Annotated in this window: 10 protein-coding genes and 3 pseudogenes; 9 read left to right on the top strand and 4 right to left on the bottom strand. The window is 67.7% G+C overall.

What is annotated here, in order from left to right:
- Nucleotides 1-37: 37 nt before the first annotated feature.
- Nucleotides 38-1,447, bottom strand: coding sequence for a ricin-type beta-trefoil lectin domain protein (locus tag ACGFH9_RS22805; protein ID WP_393222556.1), 1,410 nt, complete (start codon nucleotides 1,445-1,447; stop codon nucleotides 38-40).
- 109 nt (nucleotides 1,448-1,556) lie between these two features.
- Nucleotides 1,557-3,050, bottom strand: a complete 1,494-nt coding sequence (locus ACGFH9_RS22800) for an endo-1,4-beta-xylanase (RefSeq protein ID WP_393222553.1) — start codon at nucleotides 3,048-3,050, stop codon at nucleotides 1,557-1,559.
- 328 nt (nucleotides 3,051-3,378) lie between these two features.
- On the opposite strand from ACGFH9_RS22800, the gene ACGFH9_RS22795 reads away from it, so the two are divergent.
- The gene (locus ACGFH9_RS22795) at nucleotides 3,379-3,843 is read left to right on the top strand and encodes a hypothetical protein (protein ID WP_393222551.1); all 465 of its coding nucleotides are present in this window, start codon (nucleotides 3,379-3,381) and stop codon (nucleotides 3,841-3,843) included.
- A gap of 60 nt (nucleotides 3,844-3,903) precedes the next feature.
- Here the strand turns inward: ACGFH9_RS22795 and ACGFH9_RS22790 are convergent, their stop codons facing one another.
- Entirely contained in the window at nucleotides 3,904-4,575 is a 672-nt protein-coding gene (locus ACGFH9_RS22790; RefSeq protein WP_393222548.1) for an AbfB domain-containing protein, read from the bottom strand.
- An 81-nt stretch (nucleotides 4,576-4,656) separates the two neighbouring features.
- On the opposite strand from ACGFH9_RS22790, the gene ACGFH9_RS22785 reads away from it, so the two are divergent.
- From ACGFH9_RS22785 to ACGFH9_RS22765, 5 genes and pseudogenes are all read left to right on the top strand, one after another.
- Nucleotides 4,657-8,751: an RHS repeat-associated core domain-containing protein gene (locus ACGFH9_RS22785; RefSeq protein ID WP_393222545.1), complete on the top strand. Its 4,095-nt coding sequence runs from the start codon at nucleotides 4,657-4,659 to the stop codon at nucleotides 8,749-8,751.
- Nucleotides 8,751-9,245 (top strand): hypothetical protein, encoded by a 495-nt coding sequence (locus ACGFH9_RS22780; protein WP_393222542.1) that lies wholly within the window; start codon nucleotides 8,751-8,753, stop codon nucleotides 9,243-9,245. Before ACGFH9_RS22785 ends, ACGFH9_RS22780 begins: the two co-directional genes overlap by 1 nt.
- Nucleotides 9,246-9,519: 274 nt before the next feature.
- Nucleotides 9,520-10,391 (top strand): annotated as a pseudogene (locus ACGFH9_RS22775) (replication initiator); the annotation flags it as partial.
- 29 nt (nucleotides 10,392-10,420) lie between these two features.
- Nucleotides 10,421-10,581: pseudogene (locus ACGFH9_RS22770) on the top strand (helix-turn-helix domain-containing protein).
- A pseudogene (locus ACGFH9_RS22765) lies at nucleotides 10,571-11,853 on the top strand (tyrosine-type recombinase/integrase). Before ACGFH9_RS22770 ends, ACGFH9_RS22765 begins: the two co-directional pseudogenes overlap by 11 nt.
- Before the next feature lie 52 nt (nucleotides 11,854-11,905).
- On the opposite strand, the gene ACGFH9_RS22760 reads toward ACGFH9_RS22765, so the two are convergent.
- Nucleotides 11,906-12,154, bottom strand: a complete 249-nt coding sequence (locus tag ACGFH9_RS22760; protein WP_393222608.1) for a flavin reductase — start codon at nucleotides 12,152-12,154, stop codon at nucleotides 11,906-11,908.
- A gap of 270 nt (nucleotides 12,155-12,424) precedes the next feature.
- On the opposite strand from ACGFH9_RS22760, the gene ACGFH9_RS22755 reads away from it, so the two are divergent.
- From ACGFH9_RS22755 to ACGFH9_RS22745, 3 genes are all read left to right on the top strand, one after another.
- Complete coding sequence (locus ACGFH9_RS22755; protein WP_393222605.1) at nucleotides 12,425-13,147, top strand: XRE family transcriptional regulator; 723 nt, start codon at nucleotides 12,425-12,427, stop codon at nucleotides 13,145-13,147.
- Nucleotides 13,144-13,617 (top strand): NUDIX domain-containing protein, encoded by a 474-nt coding sequence (locus ACGFH9_RS22750; RefSeq protein ID WP_393222539.1) that lies wholly within the window; start codon nucleotides 13,144-13,146, stop codon nucleotides 13,615-13,617. Before ACGFH9_RS22755 ends, ACGFH9_RS22750 begins: the two co-directional genes overlap by 4 nt.
- Before the next feature lie 497 nt (nucleotides 13,618-14,114).
- The gene (locus ACGFH9_RS22745) at nucleotides 14,115-14,738 is read left to right on the top strand and encodes a hypothetical protein (protein ID WP_393222536.1); all 624 of its coding nucleotides are present in this window, start codon (nucleotides 14,115-14,117) and stop codon (nucleotides 14,736-14,738) included.
- Nucleotides 14,739-14,768 lie beyond the last annotated feature (30 nt).

The raw sequence follows: 14,768 nt of genomic DNA, 5'->3' as shown, positions 1-14,768 counted from the left end.
GACGCCGGGCCCGCTCGTTGCCGGTCGGTCAGGACCATCAGGTCAGGGCGGTGAGCCGGAACTGCTGGTTGGTCTGGCCGTGGCAGTCGTAGAGCTGGATCTGGGCGCCGTTGGCGGTGCTCCAGGCGTCCAGGCAGCGTCCGGACTGGACGCTGCTGATGGTGCCGTTGGAGTTGACGTTCCACTGCTGGTTGGTCTGGCCGTGGCAGCTGTAGATCTGCACGGCCGCGCCGTTGCCTGAACCTGCCGCGTCGAGGCACATGGTGCCGTACACCTGTAGTTGTTTGCCCGACGTGTAGGTCCACTGCTGGTTGGTCTGCCGGTTGCAGTCGTAGAGGGTGACCCGGGTGCCGTTGGTGCGTGAGGCGTTGGGTACGTCGACGCACCGGCCCGACTGGGTGCCGACGATCTGGCTGGCCGAGCCGGGTGGGGTGGTGGGCGAGACCGTGGGCGTCGGTGTCGGGCTGCTCGTCGGTGGCGTGGTCGGCGTCGGGCTGGTCGGCGTCGACGGCAGCAGCGGGCAGGTGCTGCGGTAGGTGACCACGCCGCTGTTGTCCAGCAGCGGGCAGAGGAACTGGCTGTACCGGGCGTCGTTGTCGACGAACATCTTGACGAACGGCAGCATGGTCCGGACCAGCACGGGGTTCGACCGTCCGACCATGAAGCCGTGATCCGCGCCGGCGACCTCCAGGTAGGTGCTCTCGGTGGTGGTCGGGATGCTGTTGTACAGCCCGGTGGCGTAGGACGGGGTGACCACCGTGTCCGCCTGGCCGGCGAAGATCATGGTGGGTACCCGGTCGTTGGCCAGGTTCGACGACGGCGAGTACGGCGCGATGCCGACGACCGCCTTCAGCGACGGCCGCCGCATCGCGGCACTCAACGCCCCGCCGCCGCCCATGGAGTGGCCGGCGACGGCCAACCGGTTGGGGTCGACGCGGTCGCGTACCGGGCTCTGCTGTGTCAGGTAGTCCAGCGCGGCGAGCAACTGGGTGCCCCGGGCCGTGTCGAAGTCGTTGCGGCTGTTGGTCTCGATGCCGATCACGACGAAGCCGTGGGAAGCCAGCCACGGTCCCATCCAGGCCAGTTCGGCGGAGAACAACGCGGTGTAACCCGGCGAGATGGCGATGGCCCCGAAGGTGCCCTGGCTGGTGTCGGTCGGGTAGTAGATCCGGCCGCCGTTGAAGCCGTACCCCGTCGGGACGCTGACCGACGTGTTGGCGAACGGACCGTTCACGGCGGTGACGCTGGTCCGGGTGGGGTCCGGGCCGCGCTGGTAGGGGTTGTCGGCGGCCGACGCCGACCCGGTCGCCAGGGTGATGGTGAGCAGCCCGACCGCGGCGGCGATCCCGGCCGCGGCCAACGTGAACAGGCGTCCCCGGATGCCGGGCGACCTGCGGTCGACAGGGGTGTTCGCCGGGGGCGGCGGATGGTCTGCGGGTCCTCGCACTGTCGGTACCTCCTGGGGGTGGTGGTGGAGAGACGAGGGCGGGCGGGTTCGTCAGGTGCCGAGACCGCCCGCCCCGACCTTGTCTGGGCGGGACGTCCCTGGTAGAGCTTTACGCGCCGCTGGACGAGAGCCGGAACTGCTGGTTGGTCTGGCCGTGGCAGTCGTAGAGCTGGATCTGGGCGCCGTTGGCGGTGCTCCAGGCGTCGAGGCAGCGTCCGGACTGGACGCTGCTGATGGTGCCGTTGGAGTTGAGGTTCCACTGCTGGTTGGTCTGGCCGTGGCAGCTGTAGATCTGCACGGCCGCGCCGTTGCCTGAACCTGCGGCGTCGAGGCACATGGTGCCGTACACCTGTAGTTGTTTGCCCGACGTGTAGGTCCACTGCTGGTTGGTCTGCCGGTTGCAGTCGTAGAGCTGTACCCGGGTGCCGTTGGTGGTCGAGGAGTTCGGCACATCGACGCACCGGCCCGACTGGGTGCCGACGATCGCACCGGCGGAGCCGGGTGGGGCGGTCGGCGTGACGGTGGGGGTCGGACCCGGCGTGGTGGGCGTGGGGGTGGTCCCGGGGCCGGCGCTGTTCAGCGCCTCCAGGGCGGCCGTGTAGGCGGCCTTCTTGTTGCCGCTGCAGTCGAAGAGCAGCGGAGTGCCGCTGGAGCGCCACGAGTCGCAGTCCCGCACTCCCCAGACCGTGAGTCCGTTGCAGCGAGCCACGGCGAGGCAGTCGTTGACCACGCTGCGGTAGGTGTTGGCCTGCGTCGTACCGGAACCCTCGATGTCCAACTCGGTGATCTGCACGTCCACCCCGAGGGCGGCGAAGCTGGACAGGGTCGTGCGGTAGTTGCTGTTGTACGGCGAGTTGGCGTTGAAGTGCGACTGGAACCCGACGCAGTCGATAGGTACGCCACGGGACTTGAAGTCCCGCACCATGTTGTACACGGCCTGGGTCTTGGCCCACGTCCAGTTGTCGGTGTTGTAGTCGTTGTAGCAGAGCTTCGCGTCCGGGTCCGCCGAGTCGGCGGCGCGGAACGCCGCCTCGATCCAGTCGTTACCGCTGCGCTGGAGGTTCGAGTTACGACGGGCCCCGCTGTTGCCGTCCTCGAACGCCTCGTTCACCACGTCCCAGGAGTAGATCTTTCCCCGGTAGTAACCGGCCACCCGGTTGATGTGGTTGAGCATGGCGTTGCGCAGCGCGGTGCCCTCCATGCCCTGCATCCAGCCCGGCTGCTGGGAGTACCAGGCCAGGGTGTGGCCGCGGACCTTCCAACCTCGGGAGAGGGCGTGGTTGACGATCCGGTCCGCGTTGCCGAAGGTGAAGTTGTTCTGCTGCGGCTCGGTCGCGTCGATCTTCATCTCGTTCTCGGGCGTCACGGCGTTGAACTCGCGGTTCAGGATCGTCGTGTACGCGCCGTCGCCGAGCTTGTTCGCGGCGACGGCGGCGCCGAAGTACCGGCCGGACTGGGCCGCCGCCGCGCCGAGGGTCGTCTCGGCCGCCTGTGCCAGGTTGGGCAGCAGCGATACGACAAGGGCCACAATTATCGCGGCAGTTCCGGAAAGAGCGAACGTTCGAAGTCGGGTACGCCCGGTGGGACGGGGCCGGGAAAGCATGGTGGTCCTCCAGTGGTGGGGGTGGGGGAGCGCGGTCGCTGTTCGGGTGGTTGACCCTGCTGGAATGGCTGTGATCACGGTGTTGAGCTCGCTCGACCGGCGCCTCCGATGCAGACAGGATCATTGGTACGTTCATGCTGATCGATGTCTCAGGCTCGCAGAAAATTCCGGCTTTTTCAACCGGTAGTTTCGGGAGTGTTACGGACCTCGACAGCGGGGGGCCGCGCGTCGGCGATCGCCTGATCGACACCGACGGAGCAGTTCAACGCCGCTCTCGCCGTTACCATCGGACGGCCCACAGGCTGGTCTGTCACTCCGGAGTGTTCACGTGTTCCTGACGTCGGTGCCCTGCCGGGGCCTGACCGCGGTGACGGCCGTACTACTGACCGTCGGCGCGGCTGGCTGTGGCGACGGCAATGAGACTGAGCGGTACGCCGACCGCGTGCGGGTCGACGGATTCACGTTGGTCAAGACGGCGTACGCGAACGGCGAAGGTCGGTCCTACCTCGGGCCGGCCGGCGAGGGGGCACCCCCGGTAACCGCCCCCGGGCTCACCCTGACCTCGGGCGGCACGGACACGTCCTACCTGTTCTACGACTATTTGGCCACCGGCCAGGGCACCGACTCGGACACGGGCACCTGTTCGGTGACCGTGTACGAGATCCGGGACCGGGCCAAGGCCGTGGACTACCTCGACGACGACCTGATCAGCAGTCAGCAGCAGGCGGTGCGTGACGGCACGTCGCGGATCGTGCACCTCGACGTGCTCTGCGACGCGCAGGCGGACAAGTGAACCGGTGCGGGCCGGCGGCTCTCCGCCGGCCCGCACCGATCGTCCAGGTACGGTCAGCCGTCAGGGTGCCCAGGGGGCGGCGATGTTCCAGGTGGTGTCGGCCGCCCAGAGGGTGGGGCTGTTGTAGGCGTCACCGCCCGTGCCGTTGCTGAGCCAGACCTCCGAGTCGTAGTGCCGGAGGTACTTTCCGCGGAAGTTGTACGACTCCAGCGACACCCCGCTTCCGGTCAGTCCGACGCGGGCGCACCAGGTGGCGTCGGCCCGCAGGAGCGCCGAGCCGTCGTTGGGCGAGTTGCGGACCCGGGAATCCTGGTGCCGCAGGTACTGGCCGGGATAGTTGACCGACTCGAAGGAGTAGCAGGCGCCGTCGGCCAGGCCGGGCCGGATGGTGTACGTCGCGTCGTTCTTGAGCAGCGCCGAACTACCCGCGTCGACCACCTCCGTGTACGCCAGGCTGTTCTGGTGGCGCAGGTACCGGTTGGTGTAGCCGGGGGTGGTCACCTGCAACGAGCGCCGCGTATCGACCGGCAGGGCGACGGGGGCGGAACTGCCGATCGCCCTGGACGCGTTGACCAGGGCGGTGTTGGCCGCGCGGACGCGTGCCTGGTCCATCTTGACCACCTGCCGGTCGTAGGTCAGGAAGCCGTTCAACTCTCCCTCCTGGTCGGCGATCTCGGTGTAGATCGAGGCGCTGAGACCCTTGCCGAGCATCAGGTTCCGCGCGCCCTCCACCAGCCCTACGTACCGGTCGGTGAGCGCACCGGAGGTGGGCTGCCACTCGTAGGCGAAGAACTGCCCGTTCGGGCTGTACTCGTGGCCGGGTGTGCGCAGGCCCAGGCCCCCGAACTCGCCCTCGCCTGCGGCAGCGCGCCGCAGACCACCGACGACGTCATCTCCGACGAGCGGAACTACTACGACGGCGCCACCAGCGTGGACACCCTGCCGACGTTCGGCGCGGTCACCCAGCGCGAAACGCTCAAGGACTGGAGCAAGGCGACCGGTACGACCTGGCAGGTCGTCAGCAAGGGCACCTTCGACGCTTTCTGGCGCCCGCTGACCACCACCGACGTCCGCGGTAACGTCACAAAGACCGGCTACACCCCGGCCTCGGGTGGCCCCCTGCTGAAGGTGACCACCACCGCCCCCGATCCCGCCGGCGGCACCACCGGCTGGAGCTCGTCGATCGAGGTCGACCCGTACCGGGGCGCCCCCACCAGGTCCACCGATCTCAACGGGCGGACCAGCGAGCGGGAATACGACGCCCTCGGGCGACTGGCCCGCGCGTGGCAGGTCGGGTGGGCGAAGGCCGATCACCCCACGAGCCCGTCGGTGGAACACAGCTACGTGTTCGCCGCGAACCGGGACGCCTACCCGTACACCATGTCCAAGACCCTGCACGCCGGCGGCGGCTATCTGGTCTCGTACCAGATCCAGGATGCGCTGTTCCGGCCGCGCCAGACCCAGACCCCCGGTGTGGGCGGCGGCCGGGTCGTCGCCGACACCCTCTACGACAAGGCCGGCCGGGCGGTGACCAGCTACGCCGCGCACGGCGAGCCCGGCGCGCCCTCCGGTGGTCTCTGGTGGGAGCCGGAGTGGTCGGTTCCGGCGCTGAGCCGAACCGTCTACGACGACGCGGGCCGCACCAGGGCCTCGATCTTCTACGGCACCGACGGCGTCACCAACCTCGTGGAGAAGTGGCGCACCACGACCGAGTACTTCGGCGACTCGACAAAGGTGACGCCGCCGGCGAAGAACGCTCCGGTCACGACCGTCACCGACGCACGGGGCAACACCGTCGAACTGCGGCAGCACGTCAACCCGCAACACTCGACCAGCTACTCCTTCAACCGCAAGGGGCAGCTCACGGGCATGCGGGACACCGCCGGCGACGAGTGGACCTACACGTACGACATCCAGGGCCGGCAGGCTTCGGTCAGTGACCCCGACAAGGGGACCACGACCACCAAGCACAACGCCTTCGGTGACGTGACGGAGTCTGCCGACGCCAACGGCAAGGTGCTGGTCTACGACTACGACCCGATCGGCCGCAAGGTCGGCCTGTACGACGGGAGTAAGTCGGCCGCCACGAAGCGCGCCGAGTGGAAGTACGACACGCTGTACACGGGTCAGACCCTGCGTGGGCAGTTGACCCAGAGCACGCGGTACGACCCGCCGGGTTCGGTGAACGCGTACACGATCCGTCCGACCGGCTTCAACACCCGATACCAGCCGACCGGGATGCAGTACGTGATCCCGTCGGCGGAGGGGACGGGGCTCACCGGCACCTGGTCCTACGGCTACGGCTACTCGCCGTACGACGGCAGCCCGACCTCGGTCACGACGCCTGCGGTCGCGAACCTTCCCACGGAGACCGTCACCACAAGGTACGACCAGGTGACCGGTCTGCCGACGTCGCTGGACACCAATCTGATCAACGTGGGTCGGTACGTGATCGGGCAGCAGTACACGATCTACGGTGAGCCGACGATCAACACCCGGAAGATCGACGGCGGGGTCTACGTCGAGCGGGCTTTCGACTACGACCTCACCACCCACCGGCTGGCCCGCAGCCGCGTGCAGCCGGAGACCGCCACCGGCACCGTCGCGGATCTGACCTACGGGTACGACGACGCGGGGAACATCACCTCCGTCGCCGACGCCCCGGCGGTCGGGCAGGCCGACACCCAGTGCTTCGGGTACGACGACCTGCGCCGGCTCACCTCCGCCTGGACCCCCAAGGCCGGAGTGAACTGCGGTTCGTCGCCGACGGTGGCCAACCTCGGCGGCCCGGCTCCGTACTGGACCGACTGGACGATCGACAGCATCGGCAACCGGACGAAGGAGATCTCGCACGCGCTCGGCGGGGACACCACCCGTACCTACGAGGTGCCCACTCCGGGGAAGGGCGTCGTCCGGCCGCACGCGGTGAAGTCGGTGACCGTGGCGGCGCCCGGCCAGTCTCCGGTGACCACCCGCTTCGACTACGACAAGGCGGGCAACACCACCTGCCGTCCGGCCGGTACGACGGCCAACACCTGTCCTCCGGACGTCAACGCCCAGTCGCTGAGCTGGGACTCCGAGGGCCGGCTGACGTCCGTGTCGGGCTCGGCGGCCTCCGCCGGCAGCAACATCTACGACGCCGAGGGTGGCCGACTGGTCCACCGCGACGCCACCGGAGCAACCCTCTACCTGCCCGGCCAGGAGGTACGGCGGGAGAACGGCCTCACGTCGGGGACCCGCTACTACGGGTTCGCCGGCAGCACCGTCGCCTCCCGCAACGGCGCGGGGCTCACCTGGCTCTTCGACGACCACCAGGGCACGCAGAGCGTGGCCGTCGACGCGCTGACGCAGACGGTGACGGTCCGGCGGCAGACGCCGTACGGCGCTCCGCGCGGCCAGCAGCCGACCTGGGTGAACAAGAAGGGCTTCGTCGGCGGTGACATCGACACCACCGGCCTGACCCACATCGGTGTCCGCGACTACGACCCGCAACTGGGCCGGTTCATCTCGGTCGACCCCGTGCAGGACGTCACCGATCCCCAACAGTGGAACGCGTACGCCTACGGCAACAACAGCCCAATCACGTTCAGCGACCCGACCGGCGAGAAGGCGTGCTCGGACGACGCCTGCGGCCCAGGGGCGGACTACGAGGACGTCAACGGCGTCTATCACTACGTCGACGGGCACAACGACGGCTGCAACGGGTGCAGCAACACCGTGGACCCGTACGCCCACAAGAAGCCGCCGACGGTCAACGACGTCATGACCTACAAGGCGCCGCTCGACAAGACGAAGCGGGACATGATCCGCGCCCGTGGCTACACGGGCTCGGCCAACATGACCTGGGGCGACCTTCGCGACTGGGCATCGGAGTACCACGACAACTGGATCTTCCTGTGCGCGGACGTGATGGGCAACGACCGGCTCAAGTGCGGGATCGACAACCCGTTCCACAAGCTCTCGAAGCTTGAGCAGTTGGCGCAGGTCGCGCTGATCGTCGGTGCCCTGGCCTGTGCGATGACCGGCCCCGTCTGTGTCGCGGAGGCCGCCGCGGCCGAGGGTGAGTTCGCTGCCACCGGCGCCCTCATCAGCGGAGGCTCCGGGCTCGGAGCGCTGCGCAACCTGTCCGCGCGAGGTGCGGTGAACGTCGAGTCGGTGACCTTGGGCCTCTGCAGCTTCAGCGGCGAGACCCGGGTCCTCATGGCCGACGGCAGCACCAAACCGATCAGCGAACTCAAGGTCGGAGACGAGGTGCAGGCCGCCGATCCGGAGACGGGGGAGAAGGGGAACCGCAGGGTCACCAACCTGTGGATCCACGAGGACGACCTTCGCGCCCTCGACGTCGACGGCGCGGAGCTGACGACGACCGAGGACCACCCGTTCTGGAATGCCAGCAAGCGGGAGTGGCAGCCGGCGCAGTCGCTTCGGTCGGGCGACAAGCTGTTGACGCCAGACGGCGTCGCGGTGAAGGTCGCCAAGGGGGTCGCAGCATCGTCGGAGCGGGGCAATGCGTACAACCTGACCGTTGCCGGGATCCACACGTACTATGTGCTCGCCGGCAATACGCCGGTGTTGGTACATAACGCGGGCGGCGGGGGCCTCGGTGACGACATCCGCCTCTACGGCGATTACACGGCGCGAATGGATCAATTTAACGTGCGGGGACAGGCATCTTTTGAAGTTCACGTATACCATCGTGGCTCTGAAGTTGGCATCTATGGCAGTAACGGGTTCTTTAACAAGCATGGAGTAGATGCCAGCAAGGTCAATGTGCCGGATCAGGTGCACAATCGACTCAAGGGTATCGCGGTAGACCAGATGCGAAAGCTTGGCCAGCTTCGTCCTGGGGCTGACATCAAGGGTGACGCTTGGAAGCGCCCGATGATCGGAACGGGTGGTGGCTGCTGATGCGGTTCGTGAACATCCGGTCAGAGCCCGAGGGGTGGCCTTCTAATGTTCTCGATCCGGCTCCGTACCTGGAGGCGCTGCCGGAGCTCCTGCCGCAGCTCCCCACGGGTGCACGTGCTTATGCATCGGACCCGGGCCACTACGACTTTGCCTCGCTGCGCTGTGTTAAAGATCTTAGGATAGGGTCTATAGCCCTGCGGGAAGCTGGGCATGCCCAGATCGGCATCGATATTGAGTTCAAGGCTAACGAATTCAAGCACGATGCATCTCTACTGATTCGGTATGTGGACGTGACCCGGTGGGAGATATCAGTAAGCCCTCTCGGCGAGGGTGTGCGTATCTGGCCAGAGAGTCGTCGTCTGGGAGACGTACAGCTTGATGAAGTGCTGCCGGCGCCTAACGGATGCTTGCATGAGGTGCAGATGACGGGTGGAACAATAGTGGTGGCGTGCCAGGACTTGCGAGCGGAGTGGGTGCCGATCGCAGGAAGTTGAACGTTGAGCTCGCACTGGGGCTGCTTACCAGGAGTGCCTGAAAGGGTGCTCACGTCTGCCAATGCTTGTCCCGGTTGCCGTCAAGGTTGCCGCCACGCACATCGCATACATCGAAATCGAGTGATAGGAGGTCGCCGGAGCTGACAACCGGAGATGCGGTGCTGTGCCGCGTAGCGGTGCGGCGTCGATCCCCGGAACCACTCGTCCAGGTCGCGTTGTAAAGGGATCGTTACGGCCTCGCCCGATGGGTCGTCCCGGGCGGGTAGTTGGTCGACTCGGCACCCCCCTGGACCCGACCGGCTACGACTACCCCGGTCAGGTGCTGTTCAACGCGCACGTCGGGCCACCGTGAGCGCTGTTCACGACCGAAACCCGTCGTGGCCTGGCCGCCGCAGCCGGCCTGCCCCGCGCGGTGGCGGCCCGGCAGGCGCGGGTGGTGTTCGCCAAGGTCGCCGAGTTCCAGGCCCGAGGCGTGGTGCACCTGCCGCGATCGTCCGCCTGGACGGCGCCGACGGCCCGTCCTCGGCCCCGGCCGGCTGGGCCAGCGTCGACCTGCTCGACCACGCCATTCGCGCCGCGATCCGGCGGGTAGAGGTGACCACCCCGGCCTGCCGACGGGTGCCGGCTCGGCGGCTGCGGTGGGGCCGGCAGCTCGACGTCCGCCCGATCACCCGCGCCGGGGACCTGTCGGAGACAGTGGTGGCCCGGTACGTGGCGAAGTACGCCACCAAGGCCGCCGAGGTAGCCGGGATCGACCTCGGCCCGATCTACTGCCGCGCCTGCGACGGCCACGGCATCAACCCCACAACGACGGTGCTGTGTCACCGTTGCGCGGGCACTGGCAGGCGACCTGGCGTCCGCCTGCGGCACCTGAGCGGGCACGCCCGCCGGCTGGTCGACACCTGCTGGTGGCTGGGCGCCCAACCCGGCCTCGGCCGGCTACGGCTGCGCCGGTACGCGCACACCCTCGGCTTCCGGGGCCACTTCGCCACCACCTCACGCACCTACTCCACCACCCTCACCGCCCTGCGCGCCGAACGCCGCAACTGGATGGCCGACCGGCAGGCCGAGCGGGCCGGCGTCAACCCGGCCGGCGTGCTCGTCGTCGGCGACTGGCGCTACGCCGGACCCGGAGGTGGGGCGTGACCGCTGACCTGCTCACCGTCGCCCAGGTCATGGACCGGCTCCAAGTCTCCAAGCACACCGTCTACCACCTCATCCGCACCCGACGACTCCGATCGGTCCGCATCGGCCGATGCCGCCGCATCCCCACCACGCGGCCCTGGCCGCCTACCTGCGCGAGTTGAGCGGGGAGGTGACCGGACATGGCCGGTAGGAAACGCGCCAACGGTGAAGGCACCGTCTACCAGCGCGCCGACGGCCGGTGGGAAGGCGCCGGCTACGTCCAAGCCGCCGACGGCAGCAGCCGACGGGTCCGCGTCTACGGCGCCACCCGCAAGGAAGCCGCCGACAAGCTGGCCGTCAAACTCGCCGACTCCCACCGGGGCCTACCCGCGACCGCCGACCCGACGATCACCGTCGCCGACTACCTCACCCGGTGGCTGACCACCGTGGCGGTCCACCAGGTCCGGGCCACCACCTACGCCAACTACGACACCTACGCCGGCAGTTCCTCATCCCCGCACTCGGTCACCGCCGGCTCGCCGCCCTTACCGTCACCGAGGTCCGCACCTTCCTTGACACCATCCAGACCGTGTGTCAGTGCTGCGCCCGAGGCTGGGACGCCCGCCGCGACCCGCACCACCCGCGCAAGGACCGGCGGCCCCGCTGCTGCGCCGTCGGCGCCTGCTGCCAACGCCACGTAAAGCCGGCGACCGTCCGGTACATCCGCGCGGTCCTGTCCGCAGCCCTCGCCCACGCCGTACGGGAGGAACTGCTGTACCGCAACGTCGCCTCCCCGGTCCGACTTCCCACCCCTGCCCGCAGCCGATACCAGCCGTTCACCGCCGGCGAGGCCCGCAAGTACCTGTACGCCGCCGCGTTCCACCGCCACGGGCCGCTGTTCGAACTCGCGCTACGCACCGGCATGCGGCGCGGCGAAATCCTCGGCCTGCAATGGTCCGACATCGACCTGGACGCCGGGCACCTGTCCGTACGCCGCACCCTCGCCCGCACCAAAGGCGGCATGACCTTCCAACCACCCAAGACCGAAGCCTCACAACGGCGGATCCTGCTACCCCGAGACTGCATCACCTCCCTGACCCGCTACCGCCACCGGCAGGACATCGACCGGCGGGAAGCCGGCAACACCTGGGCAGATCTCGACCTGGTGTTCGCCTCAACTACGGGAGGGCCGCTCGACCCCGCCAACGTGCACCGCCAGCACGAGACGATCTGCTACCTCGCCGAGGTCCGCTACATCCGCTTCCACGACCTCAGACACACCTGCGCCACGCTGCTGCTGGAATAGGGCGTCGAACTCGTCACCATCAAGGAACTCCTCGGCCACGCCCGGCTGCACGTCACCGCCGACATCTACGCCCACGTCCGACCCCGCCTGCACCGCAACGCCATCGAAGCCATGAACCGAGCCCTGCACCCCGACGACACCGACCCCGACGACGACGCCCCACCCGCCGACGACTGACAGCCGACCACCGGCGCCCCGACCCGGACCCATGATCCTGGTCGGGGTGCCGCTACTCGTTGCGCAGTGCCGCCGAGCGTGGCCAGGCGAGGAACCGCGCGTGCAGGATCCCCGACGGGGTGTGTGGCAGGTCCTCGCATGCCTGGACCAGGTACGCCGACAGGTGCAGCATCAGCGAGATTCGCGCTCCGGTGAACTCCGCCACGAGTTGCCGCTTACGAGTCCGACACGGCCACGCCGCCCCGCACCCCGCACAGATCCACTGCGGCCGTACCGGCTGATGCGCCGACAACAACCCCACCACCCCTCCGGCTCGTTGGAAGAGGGAAGGGACTGCCGCCGACGCCCGACCCGACCACTCCCAGGGCCGGCGACAACCCCTTCCCCCTGACACCCACCAGCCCGGCGATCTACCGCAAGCGAACCGGCGAGGCCCTGCCGCAGAACCTACGAACCAGCCCCGGGCACCCCAACGTCCCGACGGACACCAGCCCGGACACTTTCACGACCCTGGCGCGTCCCACCGCGTCCACTACCGTGGGACGGTATGAGTCACCGCCTGCGCGCGGCCATGCTCCGCGCCCACCTCGACCCGGCCGCCCTCGCCACAGCCGTCGGCGTCGACGTCAAGACCGTCACCCGGTGGCTCACCGGCCGCGTCCCCCACCAACGCACCCGCCTCGCCGTCGCCGACGCCCTCGGCGAAACCGAAGCCGACCTGTGGCCCCAGACCCGCCCCGACCAGGCACCCGGCGCCGAGGCCACCGCCGAGGTCGTCGCCGCCTACGCCCACCGCGCCGACATCCCCCACCACGTATGGGCCGCCCTGCTCACCGGCGCCACCACCCGGATCGACCTGCTCGGCTACGCCTACCCGTTCCTACTGGAACTGCTGCCCTACACCATGCAACTCATCACCGACAAAGCCACCAACGGCGCACACGTTCGGCTCGCGTTCGCCGACCCCGACTGCCCACACGTCGCCGAACGCGACGCCCTCGAACAGATCGGCGGCACCCTACCCGGCCGCATCCGCAACGCCCTCAACTTCTGCGAACCCCTCCACGAGGTTCCCGGCGTCCAGATCGGCCTGCACACCGTGCACCTGTACAACTCGGTGTTCCGCTTCGACCACCAAATGATCGTCACCCCACACCTGTACCGCGCCCGCGGCTACCAACACCCCGCCCTGCACCTACGCGAACTGTCCCCGCACGGCATCTTCGCCGCCCACGCCGACCAGTTCGAACAGATCTGGCAAACCACCACCACCTACCCGAAGGAGACCCGGTGACCGGCCGGCGCGACTACTACCACGACCCCAACGCCCCCACCGCCAACAGCCTCGTCCCCGGCGCCGCCGCCCTCGTCACCGACCAGCACGGCCGCGTCCTGCTGCAACGGCGCACCGACTCCGGCAACTGGGCACTACCCGGCGGCGCCATGGACATCGGCGAAACCCTCCAACAGTGCGCCATCCGCGAGGTCAAGGAGGAGACCGGCCTCGACATCGCCATCACCGGCCTGCTCGGCATCTACACCGACCCCGCGCACGTCATCGCATACGCCGACGGTGAGGTGCGGCAGGAGTTCACCGTGACCTACCTCGCGCGAGTCACCGACGGCACGCTGACCGTTAGCGACGAGTCCACCGAGGTCCGCTTCATCCACCCCACCGACTTCGATCACATCCCCATCCACGACACCGTCCGCCTCCGCCTCCAACACCACGCCGAGCACCGCGACACCCCATATCTCGGATAGCGTCGCTCATCGAAGCATCGGCTGCCGGTGAGCGCGGACGTCTCCCCAGGTTGCCGTCACCGTCGCCGTCAACCCCGATAAGCTTCGATGCGGCGAGTTGGTGCCACACGCAAAAGGCCAGGTGAAGCGCCATGAGAACGTAAGTCACACTGCGTGACGGGGTGAAAATCCCACACGTACTATGTGCTCGCCGGGGACGCCCCGGTGCTCGTGCACAACAACGGGCCGGCTTGCCGCACTGTTTCGAAATACGAAGACATTACCATCGGCAAGAGTAAGCCGAACAGGCAGACGGACGTCGGTCCCGTAGAATTCGGTGCGAACCTCGAAGCGAACGGTTGGATCCGTGAAGACGTGGGGTGGGGTATCGTTTACTCAAAGGATGGGTCAAGGTATCAGCTTCGTGACCACGCAAAGTCTGTTGACGGATGGACGGCGGAGTTCTTCAATCCTGGGTCGAAGCAGTCTGACCTCAAGATTAGGTTAGGGGAAGACTGATGTCGGAATCTGGTTCGATCGTCGATCCCGACGGCTACGCGTCGATTCGATCGCACGCGGCGACGGTCTTCCATCTTGATGCGAGACTCCCCGATCAGGTCTTCAGAGCAGACGCCAGCGATTCCCTCTTCTGCGAGTTTGACTCGATCCTCGTCCCGGAGTTCTGGCCGGCGTTCTGTGCTGCGGCCCGGTGGCATGGTGATGAGCGAATTGAACTGCTCGTGCTCGAACCTGATGGTGAGGCGTATTTCGTCCCGAAGTATGGACTCTATCCGGCGATCTCTCTTCCTGTGGAGGCTGGCGAGGACGACTACTGGGCGGCAATCGGCACTGATCCACCCGGTCACAATTATTCCTCGATGGCTTTGTCGGCGAACGTGGTTGCTGTTACCGGACCTTCGGGAAAATGGGGCTGCTGGGGTGAGCGGGGATACGAAGTTGCCGTATTTCGGGGTTTCCCGAATGCGGCCACCCGAAGTGAATGGCAGGCCCAGTTCGGGCCACTCCTGGACGTATCCGATGCAGTGAATTCGTTCTTTCCGTGGACCTTCAGGCGCCGCGCCGCGCCGGACGGCTACGTTGCTGCGCTTACGGCCAACTACGGCGGCGGTGAGGACGCGTAGCATGATGGCTCGTCGATATCGAGCAAGATC

Source organism: Micromonospora sp. NPDC049102 (genome assembly GCF_043197485.1).
Lineage (GTDB): Bacteria > Actinomycetota > Actinomycetes > Mycobacteriales > Micromonosporaceae > Micromonospora.
The sequence above is the reverse complement of the archived record's forward strand: the minus strand, read 5'-3'. Positions and strand labels throughout refer to the sequence as shown.